Origin of the sequence: Sinimarinibacterium arenosum, assembly GCF_005047655.1 — a bacterium.
In the GTDB taxonomy this organism is placed as follows: Bacteria; Pseudomonadota; Gammaproteobacteria; order Nevskiales; family Nevskiaceae; genus Solimonas.
Genome location: NZ_SUKF01000007.1, coordinates 176,739 through 192,829, shown reverse-complemented (window position 1 = coordinate 192,829; position 16,091 = coordinate 176,739). Strand labels below are relative to the sequence as shown.

Genomic DNA, 16,091 nt, shown 5'->3' with positions numbered 1-16,091 from the left:
GGCCGCGAAGCCTAGCAAGGCTGCGCGCGCAATGCGTCAGGTGCAGACACCCCTGCCCCAGTGATCGAGGCGCGCGAACAGGCGCTCGCGCGCCGGGAACAGGAAGTGGCTGTGCCCGGTCTCGGGCAGGATCTGCAAGGTGACGTCGTGGCTGGCCGGGAACGCCGCCGGAATCTGGTGGGTGGGGCCGGCCATGTCGCGCTCGCCCAGACCCAGGAACAGCGGCACGTCGATCTGCGCCGCCTCCGGCGCGACATTGCCCGGCAGCATCGACAGGAACGCCGGTACCGCGAGCACGTGTTCGGTTGCGCGCTTGAGTGCGGCCACGCCGGCCGGCTCGGCCTTGGCGCTGCCGTACAGCTCGGCGCCGTTGCCGGAAGACTTGATCACCGGATACGGCACCGGAAACATCGTCTTGCTCAGCTCGACCAGTTGCGCGCGCACCGCCGGCACGTCCTGCGCCAGCTCGCGCACCTTCGGGCTCAGGTATTCCGGCAGGCCACGCGTGGAGAACCCCAGCAGGGCCAGCGCCGCATACGGTCGCGCCTGCGCCTGCAGCAGCACCGTCATCATCGCGCCCATCGAATGACCGACGCCGATCGCCGGCAGTGCCGGCAGTGCAGGTACACCTTCGATCTGGCCGGCGCGCAGCTGCTGCAGCAGTGCGCCGACCGCCTGCGCATTGGCCGTGGTGAGCCGATCCGGCGTCAGCAGATAGCCGTCTTCCGGCCGCGTGCTGTCGCCGATGCCCAGATAATCGAAGGCCGCGACCAGATCGCCGCGGGCATTCATCTGCCGTGCAAACGAGTAACTGATATCGGTCGCGTCGTCCGGCGGCAGCAGATCGTAGTAGCCGCGATTCATGTTGCCACCCGGCAGGCAGCACCAGATGCGCTGCGCTGCCGCCGGCCGGTCCGGCACCCACAGGCTGGCCGCCATCCGCACCGGGGCGTCGCCGGGCAGGCCGACGGCAATGTCGAACTGCAGATCAATCTGATGCGTCATCGCAGCGGTCGCGAGTCGAGCCGTGCCGTGTCAGGCCTTGCTGAAGATCGCACTGGCCATGCCGGACGACACCAGCACGTTGGTCACATCCTTGACCTGGTTGACCGAGCTGCCGCGCACCTGGCGCACGCCTTCGGCCATGCTGTTCATGCCGTGGATGTAGGCTTCGCCGGCCAGACCGCCATGGGTGTTGATCGGCAGCTGGCCGTCGATCGCGATCGCGCCGCTCTTGATGAATTCCGCTGCCTCGCCCTTGCCGCAGAAGCCGAAGGCTTCGAGCTGCATCAGCACCTGCGGCGAGAAGGCGTCGTAGATCATGGCCGCCTGCATGTCGGTCGGCTTCATGCCGGTCTGCGCGTACAGCCGCTTCGCCGTGCCCCAGGCCTCGGGCATGATCGTCAGGTCGTCGTGGTAGTAGTTGGAAATCACTTCGACGTTGTACGGAATCGACTGGCAGGCGCCGACGATCTTCACCGGCGGCTGCTTCAGATCGCGCGCACGTTCGAGGCTGGTGACCAGGATCGCCACACCGCCGTCGGACTCCTGGCAGCAGTCGAGCAGGCGCAGCCACGGTTCCTGGATCCACTTGGAGTTCTGGTGATCCTCCAGCGTGATCGGGCGCTCGTAGAACCAGGCCTTGGGATTGGTCGCCGCGTAGGCACGCTGCTGCACCGCCAGATAGCCGAGATCGCGATTGCTGATGCCGTAGGTGTGCATGTAGCGCGCGCCCTGCAGCGCGCCCCAGCTCGCCGGCGTCATCGCGCCGTACGGAATACACCACAGCAGCGAACCGGTACCGTGGCCGCCGGTGTAGCCCTGCATGTTGTTCGGGTTCTGGCCAAACCGATATTGGCTGCGCTCGTTCATTGCGCGCCAGATCAGCACGTTGTTGCACAGACCGGCGTTGACCAGCGCCATCGCCTGATAGATCGTCGCCGCCGCGGCGGCGCCGCCGCCCGGAATGCGCGTGGTATACGCCAGATCCTTCACCCCGAGGCAGCGCGCGAGACCGATCTCGTCGCTGTTGTCGATGGTGAAGGTGATCATGCCGTCGATGTCGTGCGGATTGACGCCGGCATCCTCGCAGGCGGCCAGCGAGCATTCGGCGGCCAGCTGCAGTTCGCTGCGGCCGGATTCCTTGGAAAATTCGGTGGCGCCGATGCCGGCGATCGCGGCTTCGGTGAAGGTACGAGCCATGGTGTTCCCCTTACTTCGCGCGGGGCCGGAACACCGGCACCTTGTGGTTATTCATCGTTGCGTCGAAGGTGACTTCGACCGCCATGTCCATCTTCACGTCTTCCGGCGCAATGCCGATGACGTTGGACACCATGCGGATGCCCTCGTCGAGCTGGATCACTGCCACCACCGGCGCTTCCTTGAAGCCGAACGGATGCGGGTGACGCGGGATCGTCCACGAATGCACGGTGCCAAAGCCGCTGAGTTCGACTTCCTCACGCTTGAGGCTGTGGCAGTGCGGGCACATCGGCCGCGGCGGAAACGTGAACTGGCCGCAGTCACCGCACTTCTGCCCGACGAATTTTTCTTCGTCGGCGGCAGCCCAGAACGACTTGGCGTCGGGCGTGACAATCGGCGCGATCCGGGTCGGCTTGGGCGCGGCGGCGGGGCCCGCAGCGGTGTCGGTCGGTGAACTCATTGGGTCTGTCCGTTTGGAAAAGATTTCGAAGCGCTGCGCACAGCACGCACCGCATTGTGTCTCACGATAGACGCCCGGCAACCGGCGGCGCCTGCCACAAACGGGTGAGCCGGATTCCGCATGGGGTCGTGACAAGCCGCCCCCCGGACTTCATCATCGTCGCCGCCGGACACGCGGTGGGGATCGCGACACCGGCCAGAACATCTAGATGAAGTTTCGGGGGAGTCCGATCGATGTACGCAATCCGTCCATGGCCGCTGATCGCGGCGCTTGCCCTTACTGCGCTAGCTGCTGGCTGCGGCTCTTCAACGGTACCGGGCATCGTCGATGGCGCCGGCGCGCTGAAGGCCGAAATCCGGCGCACCGACTACGGCGTGGTCCACGTCAAGGCGGACGATTACGCCGGACTCGGTTACGGCTACGGCTATGCCTTCGCTGAAGACAATCTGTGCACGATTGCCGACAGCTACGTCACCGTCAACGGGGAGCGCAGCAAGTATTTCGGACCCGATGCCAGCTGGGAGTTCACCGGGAACGGCACCACCAACAACAATCTGAACTCCGACTTCTTCTTCAAGTTGCTGATCGCCGAAGGCCGCGTTGAGCATCTGCTGACCTTGCCGCCGCCGCAGGGACCGCTGCCGGAAGTACGCGAACTGGTGCGCGGCTATGTCGCCGGCTACAACCGCTATCTGCGCGACACCGGGATCGAGAATCTGCCGGACCCGACCTGTCGCGGCGCCACGTGGGTGCGCGAGATCACCGAGCAGGACGTCTTCCGTCGCTTCTATCAGCTCGCCCTGCTGGCGTCGTCCGATGTCGCCATCGATGGCATCGGCAGCGCGCAACCTCCGCTGCCGGGAGCCACCGCGAAGGCGGCGCCGGACCCGGCCACGGTCGCACGCGAACTGGGCCTGGCCTGGGACGGCATCAAGATCGGCAGCAACGCGATTGCACTCGGCGGCGATGCCACCGACACCGGCCGCGGCATGCTGCTCGGCAACCCGCATTTTCCCTGGGATGGCTCCGAGCGCTTCCACCAGGTGCACTTCACGATTCCCGGCAAACTCGACGTCAACGGCGCCGCGTTGTTCGGCGCCCCACTGGTGCTGATCGGTCACACGCAGAATCTGGCCTGGAGTCACACGGTCTCCAGCGCGTGGCGCTTCACGCCGTACCAGCTGACGCTGGTGCCGGGTGATCCGACCTCGTATCTGGTCGACGGCGCACCCGAAGCCATGACGCCCTATCCGCTGACGGTCGAGGCCCGGAACGAAGACGGCAGCACCTCGAGCGTCGAGCGCACGCTGTACACCACCCGTTGGGGGCCGGTGTTCACCAGCGTGCTGGGGCTGCCGCTGTTCCCGTGGCTGCCAGCGCAGGCGTATGCACTGGCCGACGCCAATGCACAGAACTTCCGCTTCGTGAATCATTTCGTCGAAGTCGATCGCGCGCAGTCCACTGACGAGCTGCTGGCCGTACTCGAACGCAACCAAGGCATTCCCTGGGTCAACACCATCGCCGCCGACAGCGCCGGCAAGGCGTTCTATGCCGACATTTCGGTCACGCCCAATGTACCCGATGCCAAGGCCATCAGCTGCGCGGGCGTGCTCGGTCTGGCCACTTTCGAACTGCTGGGTCTGCCGGTGCTGGATGGATCGCGCAGCGTCTGCGCCTGGGACCTCGATGGTGACGCGGTGCAGCCCGGCACCATCGGCCCGGCCCGGATGCCGCATCAGTTCCGCAACGACTACGTGACCAATTCCAACGACAGCTACTGGCTGTCGAATCCGGCCGAGCCGCTGGAAGGTTACGCACGCATCATCGGCGACGAGCGCGTCGAACGCCGCATGCGCACACGGCTGGGCCTGGTCATGGTGGAGGAACGTCTGTCCGGCAGTGACGGTCTGCCCGGTACCACGTTCTCGCGTCAGCAGCTGCAGGACCTGCTGTTCAACGACCGCCAGTACGCCGCCGAGCTGTGGCTCGACGCGCTGATTCCGTTCTGCCAGCTGCTGCCGGTTGCGGTCGGCAGTGGCGGCCCGGTGCTCACCGCGGATGCCTGCGCCGCGCTGGCCGGCTGGGACCGCAGCGACCGCCTCGACAGTCCCGGCGCAGTGCTGTTCCGCCGCTTTGCCGAAAACCTGTACCTGACCACCGTGCCGTCGGGCAGCTCGGCAGGGTATGCCGCGTTCGTGGATGTCTGGACCGTGCCGTTCGACGTCAACGATCCGGTGCATACGCCGGCCGGATTGAACACTGCGAACCCGCACGTCGAATATGCACTCGGCAGCGTGATCGCCGATCTGCAGGCCGCGAATCTGCCGCTGGATGCGACGATGCGCGTGGCGCAGACCGAGGCGCGTGGCGACGAGGCGATCCCGATCCATGGCGGCCCCGGCCTGCTTGGCGTGTTCAACGCGATCACCGCGCCGTGGGTCGCCGGCACCGGCTATCCGGACATTGTGCATGGCTCGAGCTTCATCGAGGTCGTGAGCTTCGACGGCGATGACTGCCCGGATGCGCGCACGATCCTGACCTACTCGCAAAGCGCCAATCCCGACTCGCCGCATTTCGCTGACCAGACCCATCTGTACTCGAACAGCGGCTGGGTGCCGGCGCGCTACTGCGAATCGGAGATCGCGCCGAACGTGACGTCGACGCTCAGCCTTTCTGAATAGCTCAAGAGCGAACTTCCCGCGTCTTGAACGCACATCCCTCACCGAGGCCAAATCCGTCGGGGCAGGTAGCGCGCTGCGCCTGCCTCTTTCCATTCAGGCGAACCTGGGCATCCTTGAGCACTGCAACGGCCAGGAACAGGGCACCTGAAGCCGCGAATTCATGACCGCGAAATACGGTCGACACCCTCCGATACAACTCCATCCGGATTCGCTTGAGCTGATTCAGATCAATCCTCGGCGCCCACTTCGTGGTAGTGTCAGTCTCATAAAAAAACCAGGCTGTACTGCTGGAGGAGATAAGGACCATGAGTTCGATCTGGCGAGTTATCGCACGGGCAGTCTTCTCCGTTGTCGTCGCGCTGGGGTTATTGGGTAGCCTCGCTGCCTGCGACGGCGGCAACGATGGCGCACCGGGTACGGCCGGCCCTCCAGGCCCCGGAGTCACCACCGAGGCAACCGCGCTAAAAGTGACGATTACCGGCGTCAGCATCGCCAGCAAGCCGGTGGTCGAGTTCAGTGTGGTCAATGAACGTGACGTTCCGGTCGTGCGCCTCGACGGCGCTCGCATGACGCTGGCCAAATTGATCCCCGGGACAGACGGCAACTCGGATGCCTGGCAGAGCTACATCAACCGGATCGAAGTTGCTGGCAGTGTGGGACCCGGAACACAGGATCAGATTCAGGCGACCACCGACAGCGGCGGCTCGCTGGTGGATCATGGCAATGGCACCTACACCTATACCTTTGGCAGCGATGTCACTGCGATCGCGGCGCCGCTTGCGGTTGCTTACGAACCGGCATTGACGCATCGGATCGGTCTGCAAGTCAGCAGCACGACGCTGCCAGCGGCTAATGCAACGTACACCTGGCGGCCGTCCGATGGCGCGACCAGCGACATTCTCAACAACGACATCGTGCAGACCGCTTCGTGCAACGAATGCCACGGCAAGCTCGCGCTGCACGGGGGCGGTCGCCTCGATACCCAGTACTGCGTTACCTGTCATAACCCAGGATCGCACGATGCCAATAGCGGCAACACGATCGACTTCAAGGTGATGGTCCACAAGATTCATCGCGGCGAAAATCTACCCAGCGTGGAAGCTGGCGGTGAATACGCGATCTGGGGTTTCCGGGATTCAAAGCACGACTATTCGACCGTCGCTTACCCGCAAGACATCCGCAACTGCAGCAAGTGCCACGATGCTGCAGATTCCGGCACGCCGCAGGCCAGCCGGTGGAGCACGCAGCCGACGCGCGAAGCCTGTGGCGCTTGCCACGATAACGTCAACTTCGAAACCGGCGAAGGCCACGGCGAGGATAGCGTCGTTGCTGCCAACGGAGAATGCAGCGTCTGTCACAGCGAGGGCGGTCTTGCCGGCAGCGTGACCGAATCGCATCGCAATCCGCTTCGCGAAGCCTCACAGCGCTATCAACTCAACATCCTTTCGGTCAGCAAGACCGCACCGGGCCAGTTCCCGATTGTAAAGCTGTCGGTCACTGATCCGACCCACAGTGACGCCCCCTACGATCTGCTGAACGACCCGGAATGGACCTCGTCAAGCGCGTCGCTGTCGCTGCTTTTCGGCTGGGATACAAGCGACTATCACAACACCGGCAACGGCAGTTCGACGACTCCTGCGTCGGCAATATCACTCAATGCCAAGACACTGGCCACTGCGAGCGGCAGCGGGACCTTTACAGTGACCTCAACCAGCGCGATTCCCAAGACCGCCACCGGCAGTGCCGCGATCGGACTGTACGGACGCGCGGCAGCCGATGTGGACGGCGATGGTGTCTACAGCGACCGGGTACCGATCAAGAGCGTCGTCAGCTTTGCCCCAATCACGGACACCAAGGCAGTCGCTCGGCGTCAGGTGGTTGATATTGCCAAATGCGATCAATGCCACGACCAGCTGACGATTCACGGCGGGTCACGTACTGATGAGCCGCAACTGTGCGTGATGTGCCACAACGCGAATAACACCGACATTGGCCGCCGACCCTCGTCGGCATCGCTTGCCCTTGATGGCAAGCGGGAGGAAACGGTGGACATGAAGGTCATGATCCATGCGATCCATGGCGCCGGATTCCGCGAGAAGGGCGTGGTCATCTATGGCTTCGGCAACAACGCCAATGATTTCGGCGAGGTCGAGTTCCCTGGCATCGTCAGTAACTGCACCACCTGCCACAGCGGCAGCAGCTACATGCCCCCGCTGGCGTCCACAGTCCTGGCGACGACGGCGGACAGCGGCGGCAGTGTGGCCGACCCGAATGACGATACCAATATCACCGCGACCGCAGCGGCGTGTTCGTCGTGTCATGACGGTGAAACCGCTCAGGCCCATATGGAACAGAATGGCGCTTCGTTCGGCACCCCGCAGTCGATGGTGGACAACGGCAGCATCACCGAGACCTGCGAGGTCTGCCACGCTGCCGGCAGGATTGCGGACGTCGCCGCCGTTCACCACGTTACACAATGAGCCGTCCTCAATTGAGGCACTGGATCGTAGCGGCGTTGATGGCTGCGGCCGCAGTGCTGCTGGCAGGTCCGGCGCACGCAGAAACAGAATCCCAAACTGCGGAGGCACCGGCCGAGGCCGCTTCGGCTCCTGCCTTCACGGCCAAAGGCGCTGATACCTGCCTGAAGTGCCATGACGAGGACACCGCGGTGCCGGTGCTGTCGATCTTCAAAACCGCGCACGCGCGTGCCGCCGATTCACGCACGCCGTTTGCCGGTCACCAGTGTGAAGCCTGCCATGGCGCCGGCGACACGCATGCGCGTGGTGGCAACAAGGACCCGGTTCCGCCGATCCGCAATTTTGGCATCGGCAAGGACACCCCTGTCGCCGAGCAGAACGCTACCTGCATGGCATGCCACCAGGGCGGGCATCGCACGCAGTGGCCGGGAAGCGCGCACGATCGGGCCGATGTTCCCTGCGCGGCCTGTCACCAGGTCCACGCGCCGCGGGACCCGGTCATGACCACCGCGTCGCAGCCTGAAGTCTGCTATTCCTGCCACCGCAAGGAACGGGCGGAATTGATGCGCCCCTCAGCGCATCCGGTAAACCAGGGCAAGCTGGCATGTTCCGACTGCCACGCAGTGCATGGCGCGCCGGGCGAAGCATTGCTCGCAAGCCCGACCGTCAATCAGACCTGCTATCGCTGCCACGCCGAAAAGCGCGGGCCCTTCCTGTGGGAGCACGCGCCGGCATCGGAGGACTGCGGCCTGTGCCATGCGCCGCACGGCTCAAACCAGGCTGCACTGCTGGTGCAGCGCCCACCGTGGTTGTGTCAGAGCTGTCATGCGGCTGAGGGCCATCCCAGTGTGGCGTACACCGGCCGCGGACTCGCGGGCACCACGGCGTCCGCATTTCTGTTGGGCCAGAGTTGCGGGAACTGCCATTCGCAGGTCCATGGAACAAACCATCCCTCCGGAGCAACGCTCACCCGGTGACCGCCATGATCCGCCATCCCGACACGTTCAGCTTGCGATGCATCCGCACTGCGCGGACGGTTCTGCGCGTCATCACCGCCTCCGCAACGCTATTCGCAGGAACGGCGGCGGCGGATACCCCAGAGGAAGCGACTCCACTCGTCCCGCCCTGCAAGCAGTGCCCGTTCGAGCAGGGATTCTCCGGGCAGCTTGACCTTGGTCTGGGCTACCTGTTCGATGACGCCTACCACTTCGGCGATTACACCGGTCTCAGCGATCAGGGTCTGTTTCTGCTGGGGGGCGCCAGCATCGGCTGGCGCGAAGCCGATGGCACTGGCTACTGGGATCTTGAAGCACGTGACCTTGGGCTGGATGCGCGCGCAGTCGAACTGCGCGGCGGTCAGCAGGGCCTGTTCGGCATCCGCCTGAGTTATGACTCGGTACCGAGGCGCATCAACGACACCGCCAGCACTCCGTTTCTGGGCGTCGGCAGCGACACACTTTCGCTTCCCGTGACGTGGACCAGCGCGACATCGACACAGCAAATGCCGGATCTCGCCAGCAGTCTGCAGCCACTCACACTGGCGCAGGACCGCAAGCGCTTCCTCGCTGCATTCAATCTGATCCCGTCCGCGCACTGGACCACCCAGTTGAGCGTGCGTCACGATGAGCGCGATGGCATCAAGCCCGTCGGCGGCAGCTTCATCACACTTGCCAGTCTGCTACCGCAACCAACCAGTGACCAGACCGATCAGGTCGACCTGTCGGCCGGCGTGACCGGCACAAACTGGCAAGCCGGCGCCGCGTACTACGGATCGTTCTACCGCAATGACAACACCGCTCTGACCTGGCAGAACCCCTACGATCCGTTGGTCGATGACGGCGTTTCCGGGCGTCTGGCGTTGGCGCCGGACAATCAGTTTCATCAGCTCAGCGTAACCGCGGGCTATCAGCCGGAGGCACGAGTTCGGCTCTCGACGCACGTTGCGGTTGGGCGCATGCTGCAGAACGCACGCTTCGTTCCCGCATCAGCGACGCCAAGCCTGATGACGCCATTGCCGCGTACCGCGCTCGACGGCCAGATCGACACGCTGTCCGGTCGCCTGCGCGCCAGCGCTGGCCCGTGGGCGGGTCTGCGCTTCAACGCCGAAGCCGCGCTCGACGACCGCGACAATCGAACTCCGCAATCTGCATACACGCAGATCATCACGGATGTCTTTGCTGCCGATGAGCGCGCCAACCAGCCCTACGACTTTACTCGCCGGACACTGAAGCTCGGCAGCGATTATCGGCTCCAGCGCTGGGCCCGCCTTTCGGCCGGATGGGATCAGGAGCGCAAGACCCGCAGCTTCCAGGCACGCCACCGGACTGATGAGTGGAAACTATGGACTCGCATGCGCGTTCAGCCGGCACAACGGCTGAGTACGAACATCGGCTACGTGCACGCCAGCCGCACGGGCTCGACCTATCGGATCACGGCCACTGACGCTGTGAGCGAACAACAGCTGCAGCAAGCCCATCTGGCCGACCGCGTGCGCGACGCAGCGACGCTGAACATCAGCACTACGCCGCTGGATTGGATCAGTGTTGATGTGAACGGCAGCCTGGGTCGCGACCACTACCCGGACACCACCGTGGGATTGCAGCGTCGACGCGCGCAAGGATACGGCGTCGATCTGTCACTACATCCATCAGAGCTGTTCGGCGTCACCGGGTTCTGGTCCCGGGACGCGCTGGAGACCCTGCAGGACGGTAATCAAAGCGCAGCGGACTTCGCCGACTGGCGCGCAGACAACCGCGACGCTGCGACCGTCGCCGGCCTGCGCGCGGAGCGCCGCAAACTCTGGGGTCGTTACGACGCCGGTGCGTCCTACGAATACACTTCAAGCCGGGGTGACACCCGCCTTCTGACGGGCTCCGCCAACACACCGTTCCCCGACCTGCGCACGCGCCGGCACGAAGCACGGATGTATGCGCTGTTTCAGGCCACGCCGCAGCTGGGCATCCGTGTTGAGTACCGCTACGCGCTTTACCACCAGGCCGATTGGGCGCTCGACGGCGTCTCCGCTGATGCGGTTCACAATTTGCTCTCGCTCGACGCTTCGTCACCGAGCTACACCGCCAATCTGATCGGCATTTCGACCCGCTATGAATTCAGATAGTTTTCCGTGACCGACAGACCTGTCCACCAGCTCTGAACACAGCACGCGGCGTGGCCTGATCTCGGTCCAGCCGCATAAAACGAGGATGTGCGCCATGCCATCGAAACTTGTTCTCACCGCACCGACACTTCGGACACTGGCCTTCGCGGCGCTGATGACTTCGGCCGCAGCAACCGCAGCATCACCTTTGATCGACAGCTGTGCCGACTGCCACGGCAAGGACGGCGCCAGCACCGAATCCGACGTTCCAATCATTGCCGGGCTTTCGAACGACTATCTAGTTTCGACAATGGAGGAGTATCGCGACGGCGAACGACCGTGCGCGGAATCCAAGTACCGCTGCGGGGATACCAGCCGCCCGGCGACCGACATGTGCAAGATCGCCAAGTCCATGTCGGGCGCTGAGCTGACCGAGGTCGCCGCACATTTTTCCGCGCTGCCATTTGTCCGCGCCAAGCAGACGGTGGACCCGGCACAGGTCGCGATCGGCAAGAAAGTGCATGAGCTGCACTGCGAGAAATGCCACGCCGATGGTGGCAGCTCGAAGGACGACGACTCAGGCATTCTCGCCGGCCAGTGGATGCCGTACCTGGAGGCAAGCCTCAAGGAATACGCAGAGGGCACGCGGACACCGCCCAAGAAGATGAAACCCAAGATCGATGAATTGAGTGCAGACGATCGCAACGCGCTGCTGCAGTTCTATGGCAGCTTCCAGTGAGCGATGCGCCCAAACCTGATCGCGCCACAGCCGGCCGCTGGGCTCGTCTGTGGCGGGCACCGCGCAGGCGCTGGATGCTGGGCATCCCCCTCGGGGCTTTCATCGCATTTGCTGCGGGCATGGTCAGCGTTATCGGCTTCGTCAGCGCAGTGGAATTGAGCAGCAATGAGGGCATGTGTCTGTCCTGTCACGAGATGAAGGACAACGTCTATGCCGAATACCAGGAGACCAGTCACTACAATAATCGCACCGGCGTACGCGCAACCTGCGCGGACTGCCACGAGCCGCATCCTTGGGGTCCAAAAATCGTGCGCAAGATTCGGGCAACACTCGTTGAAGTGCCCCAGCACATCCTCGGAGAGCTCGACACCGCTGAAAAGTTTGAAGCCCATCGCGCGCGGATGGCGCAGGACGTCTGGGATGAGATGAAGCAGAACGACTCGCGCGAGTGCCGCAGCTGCCACTCGCAGGAGCACATGGATCTTGCCGCACAGGACAAGAGTGCGCGCAAGAAACATGCGTTGGAAGTCTGGCGCGAGCAGGGCAAGACCTGCATCGACTGTCACAAGGGCATCGCCCATCACCTGCCGGATGTTGCGCTCGACTCGACGGTGCCTGATTCCGACTGACGCCCCGTTCAGTTGATCCAGACTCGCTCAAACGACACCGACGCCAGCCGCTATGCTCCGTAGGTGTACATGCATGGCGTGATGTCGCCAAGGGATTGTTGTGATGGAACGCGTTGCTCGCATTAATGAGACCGGCGGCCCGGAGGTGATCGAATTCGTCGCGCTTGAACTGGGCGCACCCGGCCCTGGTGAGGTCCAGGTCAGACACGCAGCCTGCGGGCTCAACTTCATCGACGTCTATTACCGCAGCGGCCTGTATCCGCAGCCGCTGCCTGGCCGCCTCGGGCTCGAAGCCGCCGGTACCATCGAAGCGGTCGGTGCGGGCGTGACCGACCTGCAGGTTGGCGACCGCGTCGCCTACGGCTGGGGACCGCTGGGCGCCTATGCCACCGCGCGCAACTTGCCGGCTTCGACCGTGGTCCGGCTGCCGCGCCGCATCACCTTCGACACCGCTGCAGCCATGATGCTGCAGGGCCTGACTGCGCAGTATCTGCTGCGCCGCACCTACCGCGTGCAGCCCGGGGACACACTGCTGTTTCACGCCGCTGCCGGCGGCGTCGGCCTGATCGTCTGCCAGTGGGCCAAGGCGCTGGGCGCGACGGTCATCGGCACGGTGGGGTCGGAGGACAAGGCCGCGCTGGCGAAAGCACACGGCTGTGATCACGTCATCAACTATCGGCACGAGAACGTCGCCGCGCGCGTGCGCGAGCTGACCGAGGGTCGTGGCGTGCCCGTGGTCTACGACGGCGTCGGCAAGGACACCTTTGAAAGCTCGCTGGACAGCCTCGCGCGCTTCGGCCTGATGGTGTCCTTTGGCAACGCCTCGGGCCCGGTGCCGCCGTTCGCACTGACCGAGCTGACGCGCCGCGGTTCGCTGTACATCACGCGGCCGTCGCTGATGCACTACATCGAGCTGCGCGCCGATCTCGAAGCGATGGCCGCGGAGCTGTTCGAGGTCGTCGGCAGCGGCCAGGTCCGCATCGACGTGCGCCAGCGCTACGCGCTGAGCGACGTTGCCCAGGCGCATCGTGACCTGGAAGCGCGCAGGACCACCGGTTCGACCATCCTGATTCCGTAGACCTGCGTGACCGAGAGTCCCGAACTTTAAGCGCTGACTTGTGGCTGCAATATATTTCCATTATTTTGGAAATATGAAATCTCAAACAGCAGTCATGCGACTCGCCGCACTGGCGCAGGAAACACGGCTGGCGGTGTTCCGGCTGCTGGTCCAGACCGGCCCCGACGGCCTGTGCGCCGGTGACATCCAGGCCCGGCTCAAGCTGGCGCCGGCAACACTGTCGTTTCACCTGAAAGAACTGAGCACCGCTGGCCTGCTGAAGGCGCGCCAGCAGGGCCGCTTCATCTACTACGCGCCGGACTTCAAGGCGATGAACGCCCTGCTCGGCTATCTCACCGAAAACTGCTGCGACGGCGGCGAGTGCGAAGTCGACTGCGCATCGCCTGCAGCATCCACGGAGTGCTGACATGCAACACCCTTACAACGTGCTGTTCCTGTGCACCGGCAATTCGGCGCGCTCGATCCTGGCCGAAGCCCTGATGAACCATCTGGCGATCAGCGCCGGCAAGTTCCGGGCATTCAGCGCCGGCAGCCATCCCAAGGGCGAGGTGCATCCGCTCGCGCTCGAGCTGCTATCACGCAGCCGCCTCTCGACCGAAGGCCTGCGCAGCAAGAGCTGGGACGAGTTCGCGACGCCCGACGCACCGGTGATGGACTTCGTCTTCACCGTCTGCGATCAGGCCGCTGGCGAGCAGTGTCCGTTCTGGCCTGGCCAGCCGATGACCGCGCACTGGGGCGTGCCCGATCCCGCGGCGGTCGAGGGCAGCGAGGAGGCGCAGCGCAAGGCGTTTTCCGACGCGCTGATGGTGCTGCGCCGTCGCATCGAGCTGTTCGCCAGCCTGCCGATGGACAAGCTCGATCGCCTCGCGCTGCAACAGCAGGTTTCCGACATCGGCAAGCAGTGAACCCATACCCCGCGGCCTGCCGCCTCCGTGACACCCCCGTTCTGAATCCCTGATCCGCATGTCCATCTTCGAACGTTATCTGACCGTGTGGGTCGGCCTGTGCATCGTCGTCGGTATCGCGCTGGGGCACTGGCTGCCCGGCGTGTTCCAGACCATCGGTGCGGCCGAAATCGCGAAAGTGAATCTGCCCGTCGCCGCGCTGATCTGGCTGATGATCATCCCGATGCTGATCAAGATCGATTTCGCCGCGCTGAGCCGGGTGCGCGAGCACTGGCGCGGCATCGGCGTGACGCTGTTCATCAACTGGGCGGTAAAGCCGTTCTCGATGGCGGCGCTGGGCTGGCTGTTCATCGGCCATCTGTTCCGGCCGTGGCTGCCGCCGGAACAGATCCAGTCCTACATCGCCGGCCTGATCCTGCTGGCGGCCGCACCGTGCACGGCGATGGTGTTCGTCTGGAGCAATCTGACCAAGGGCGAGCCGCATTTCACGCTGAGCCAGGTCGCGCTCAACGACACCATCATGGTGTTCGCGTTCGCCCCGATCGTCGGACTGCTGCTGGGCCTGTCCGCGATCACCGTGCCCTGGGGCACGCTGCTGCTGTCGGTCGTGCTCTACATCGTGGTGCCGGTGATCGCCGCACAGCTGCTGCGCCGCAGTCTGCTGCGCCGCGGCGGCGATGCGGCGATCACTCGCGTGCTGCAAGTCCTGCAACCCACATCACTGATCGCACTGCTGGCGACGCTGGTCCTGCTGTTCGGCTTCCAGGGTCAGCAGATCCTGCAGCAGCCGATGGTGATCGGCCTGCTCGCGGTGCCGATCCTGATCCAGGTCTATTTCAATTCCGGTCTGGCCTATCTGCTGAACCGCGCCACCGGCGAAGCCCACTGTGTCGCCGGTCCGTCGGCACTGATCGGCGCGAGCAACTTCTTCGAGCTCGCCGTCGCCGCCGCGATCAGCCTGTTCGGTTTCAATTCCGGCGCTGCGCTGGCCACCGTGGTCGGCGTGCTGATCGAAGTTCCGGTGATGCTGTCGGTCGTGAAGATCGTCAATGCCAGCAAGCCCTGGTACGAACGCGGACTGCGCGCATGAGCATCACACGTCTGCGGCCCCTGCCGGATCCCGACACGCTGCCGGCCCTGGACCTGAAGCAGGTCATCGCCCGCCCCGCACTCGGTCTCGATCACGGCGGCCTCACGCATCCGCCGCGCATCCTGCTGCTGTACGGCTCGCTGCGCGAGCGCTCCTATTCGCGCTTCGCGGTCGAGGAAGCGGCGCGCCTTCTGCGCCACTTCGGCGCCGAGCCGCGCATCTTCGATCCCGCCGACCTGCCGTTGCCGGATCAGGTCGCCGGCGACGATCATCCGGCCGTGCGCGAGCTGCGCGAGCTGTCGCTGTGGTCCGAGGGCCAGGTCTGGTGCAGTCCCGAGCGCCACGGCCAGATCACCGGCCTGATGAAGGCGCAGATCGACCATCTGCCGCTGAGCATGGGCTCGGTCCGACCGACCCAGGGGCGCACCTTGGCGGTGATGCAGGTCTCCGGCGGCTCGCAGTCATTCAATGCGGTGAACACGCTGCGCCTGCTCGGACGCTGGATGCGCATGTTCACGATCCCCAACCAGTCCAGTGTCGCCAAGGCCTATCAGGAATTCGACGCCGACGGCCGCATGAAGCCGTCCAGCTACTACGACCGCATCGTCGACGTGATGGAAGAGCTGGTGCGCTTCACCGTGCTGACGCGCCCGCATGTCGCGCAACTGACCGACCGATACTCGGAACGCCGCGAAGCCGCGGCCCAATCCGCCACCACCGTGCACACCCGCTGAAC

At 64.5% G+C, this 16,091-nt stretch carries 14 protein-coding genes; 11 read left to right on the top strand and 3 right to left on the bottom strand.

Translation table 11 applies throughout. The features are described from left to right. Positions 1 to 36: 36 nt before the first annotated feature. Genes E4T66_RS15175 through E4T66_RS15165 form a run of 3 tightly spaced genes read right to left on the bottom strand, consistent with a single transcriptional unit; the run spans position 37 to position 2,659 of the window. Positions 37 to 1,005, bottom strand: coding sequence for an alpha/beta hydrolase (locus E4T66_RS15175; protein WP_136849904.1), 969 nt, complete (start codon positions 1,003 to 1,005; stop codon positions 37 to 39). Positions 1,006 to 1,035: 30 nt separating this feature from the next. Further along, on the bottom strand, positions 1,036 to 2,202 hold the full coding sequence (locus tag E4T66_RS15170; protein WP_136849903.1) for a thiolase C-terminal domain-containing protein: 1,167 nt from the start codon (positions 2,200 to 2,202) through the stop codon (positions 1,036 to 1,038). A gap of 10 nt (positions 2,203 to 2,212) precedes the next feature. Next, positions 2,213 to 2,659 carry a Zn-ribbon domain-containing OB-fold protein gene (locus tag E4T66_RS15165; RefSeq protein WP_136849902.1) on the bottom strand — a complete coding sequence of 149 codons (447 nt, stop codon included), beginning with the start codon at positions 2,657 to 2,659 and terminating at the stop codon, positions 2,213 to 2,215. A gap of 233 nt (positions 2,660 to 2,892) precedes the next feature. Here E4T66_RS15165 and E4T66_RS15160 point away from each other — a divergent pair, with 233 nt between their 5' ends. From E4T66_RS15160 to arsH, 11 genes are all read left to right on the top strand, one after another. Then, positions 2,893 to 5,340 (top strand): penicillin acylase family protein, encoded by a 2,448-nt coding sequence (locus E4T66_RS15160; protein WP_136849901.1) that lies wholly within the window; start codon positions 2,893 to 2,895, stop codon positions 5,338 to 5,340. 305 nt (positions 5,341 to 5,645) lie between these two features. Beyond that, positions 5,646 to 7,820 (top strand): OmcA/MtrC family decaheme c-type cytochrome, encoded by a 2,175-nt coding sequence (locus E4T66_RS15155; RefSeq protein ID WP_136849900.1) that lies wholly within the window; start codon positions 5,646 to 5,648, stop codon positions 7,818 to 7,820. Continuing rightward, a complete protein-coding gene (locus tag E4T66_RS15150; RefSeq protein WP_136849899.1) occupies positions 7,817 to 8,794 on the top strand; it encodes a DmsE family decaheme c-type cytochrome in 978 nt (325 codons plus the stop codon). The genes E4T66_RS15155 and E4T66_RS15150 overlap by 4 nt, the downstream gene beginning before the upstream one ends. A gap of 5 nt (positions 8,795 to 8,799) precedes the next feature. Then, positions 8,800 to 10,935 (top strand): MtrB/PioB family decaheme-associated outer membrane protein, encoded by a 2,136-nt coding sequence (locus E4T66_RS15145; protein WP_136849898.1) that lies wholly within the window; start codon positions 8,800 to 8,802, stop codon positions 10,933 to 10,935. A 94-nt stretch (positions 10,936 to 11,029) separates the two neighbouring features. After that, the gene (locus tag E4T66_RS15140; RefSeq protein WP_169577650.1) at positions 11,030 to 11,653 is read left to right on the top strand and encodes a c-type cytochrome; all 624 of its coding nucleotides are present in this window, start codon (positions 11,030 to 11,032) and stop codon (positions 11,651 to 11,653) included. A 74-nt stretch (positions 11,654 to 11,727) separates the two neighbouring features. Continuing rightward, the gene (locus E4T66_RS15135; protein WP_136849896.1) at positions 11,728 to 12,282 is read left to right on the top strand and encodes a NapC/NirT family cytochrome c; all 555 of its coding nucleotides are present in this window, start codon (positions 11,728 to 11,730) and stop codon (positions 12,280 to 12,282) included. Between the two features lie 103 nt (positions 12,283 to 12,385). Then, positions 12,386 to 13,360, top strand: coding sequence for a quinone oxidoreductase family protein (locus tag E4T66_RS15130; RefSeq protein WP_136849895.1), 975 nt, complete (start codon positions 12,386 to 12,388; stop codon positions 13,358 to 13,360). A 73-nt stretch (positions 13,361 to 13,433) separates the two neighbouring features. After that, complete coding sequence (locus tag E4T66_RS15125) at positions 13,434 to 13,766, top strand: ArsR/SmtB family transcription factor (protein ID WP_136849894.1); 333 nt, start codon at positions 13,434 to 13,436, stop codon at positions 13,764 to 13,766. Between the two features lies 1 nt (position 13,767). Then, positions 13,768 to 14,265: an arsenate reductase ArsC gene (locus E4T66_RS15120; RefSeq protein WP_136849893.1), complete on the top strand. Its 498-nt coding sequence runs from the start codon at positions 13,768 to 13,770 to the stop codon at positions 14,263 to 14,265. Positions 14,266 to 14,323: 58 nt separating this feature from the next. After that, a complete protein-coding gene (gene arsB, locus E4T66_RS15115; protein ID WP_136849892.1) occupies positions 14,324 to 15,355 on the top strand; it encodes an ACR3 family arsenite efflux transporter in 1,032 nt (343 codons plus the stop codon). Then, positions 15,352 to 16,089, top strand: coding sequence for an arsenical resistance protein ArsH (arsH, locus tag E4T66_RS15110; protein WP_136849891.1), 738 nt, complete (start codon positions 15,352 to 15,354; stop codon positions 16,087 to 16,089). The genes arsB and arsH overlap by 4 nt, the downstream gene beginning before the upstream one ends. Positions 16,090 to 16,091: the final 2 nt, after the last annotated feature.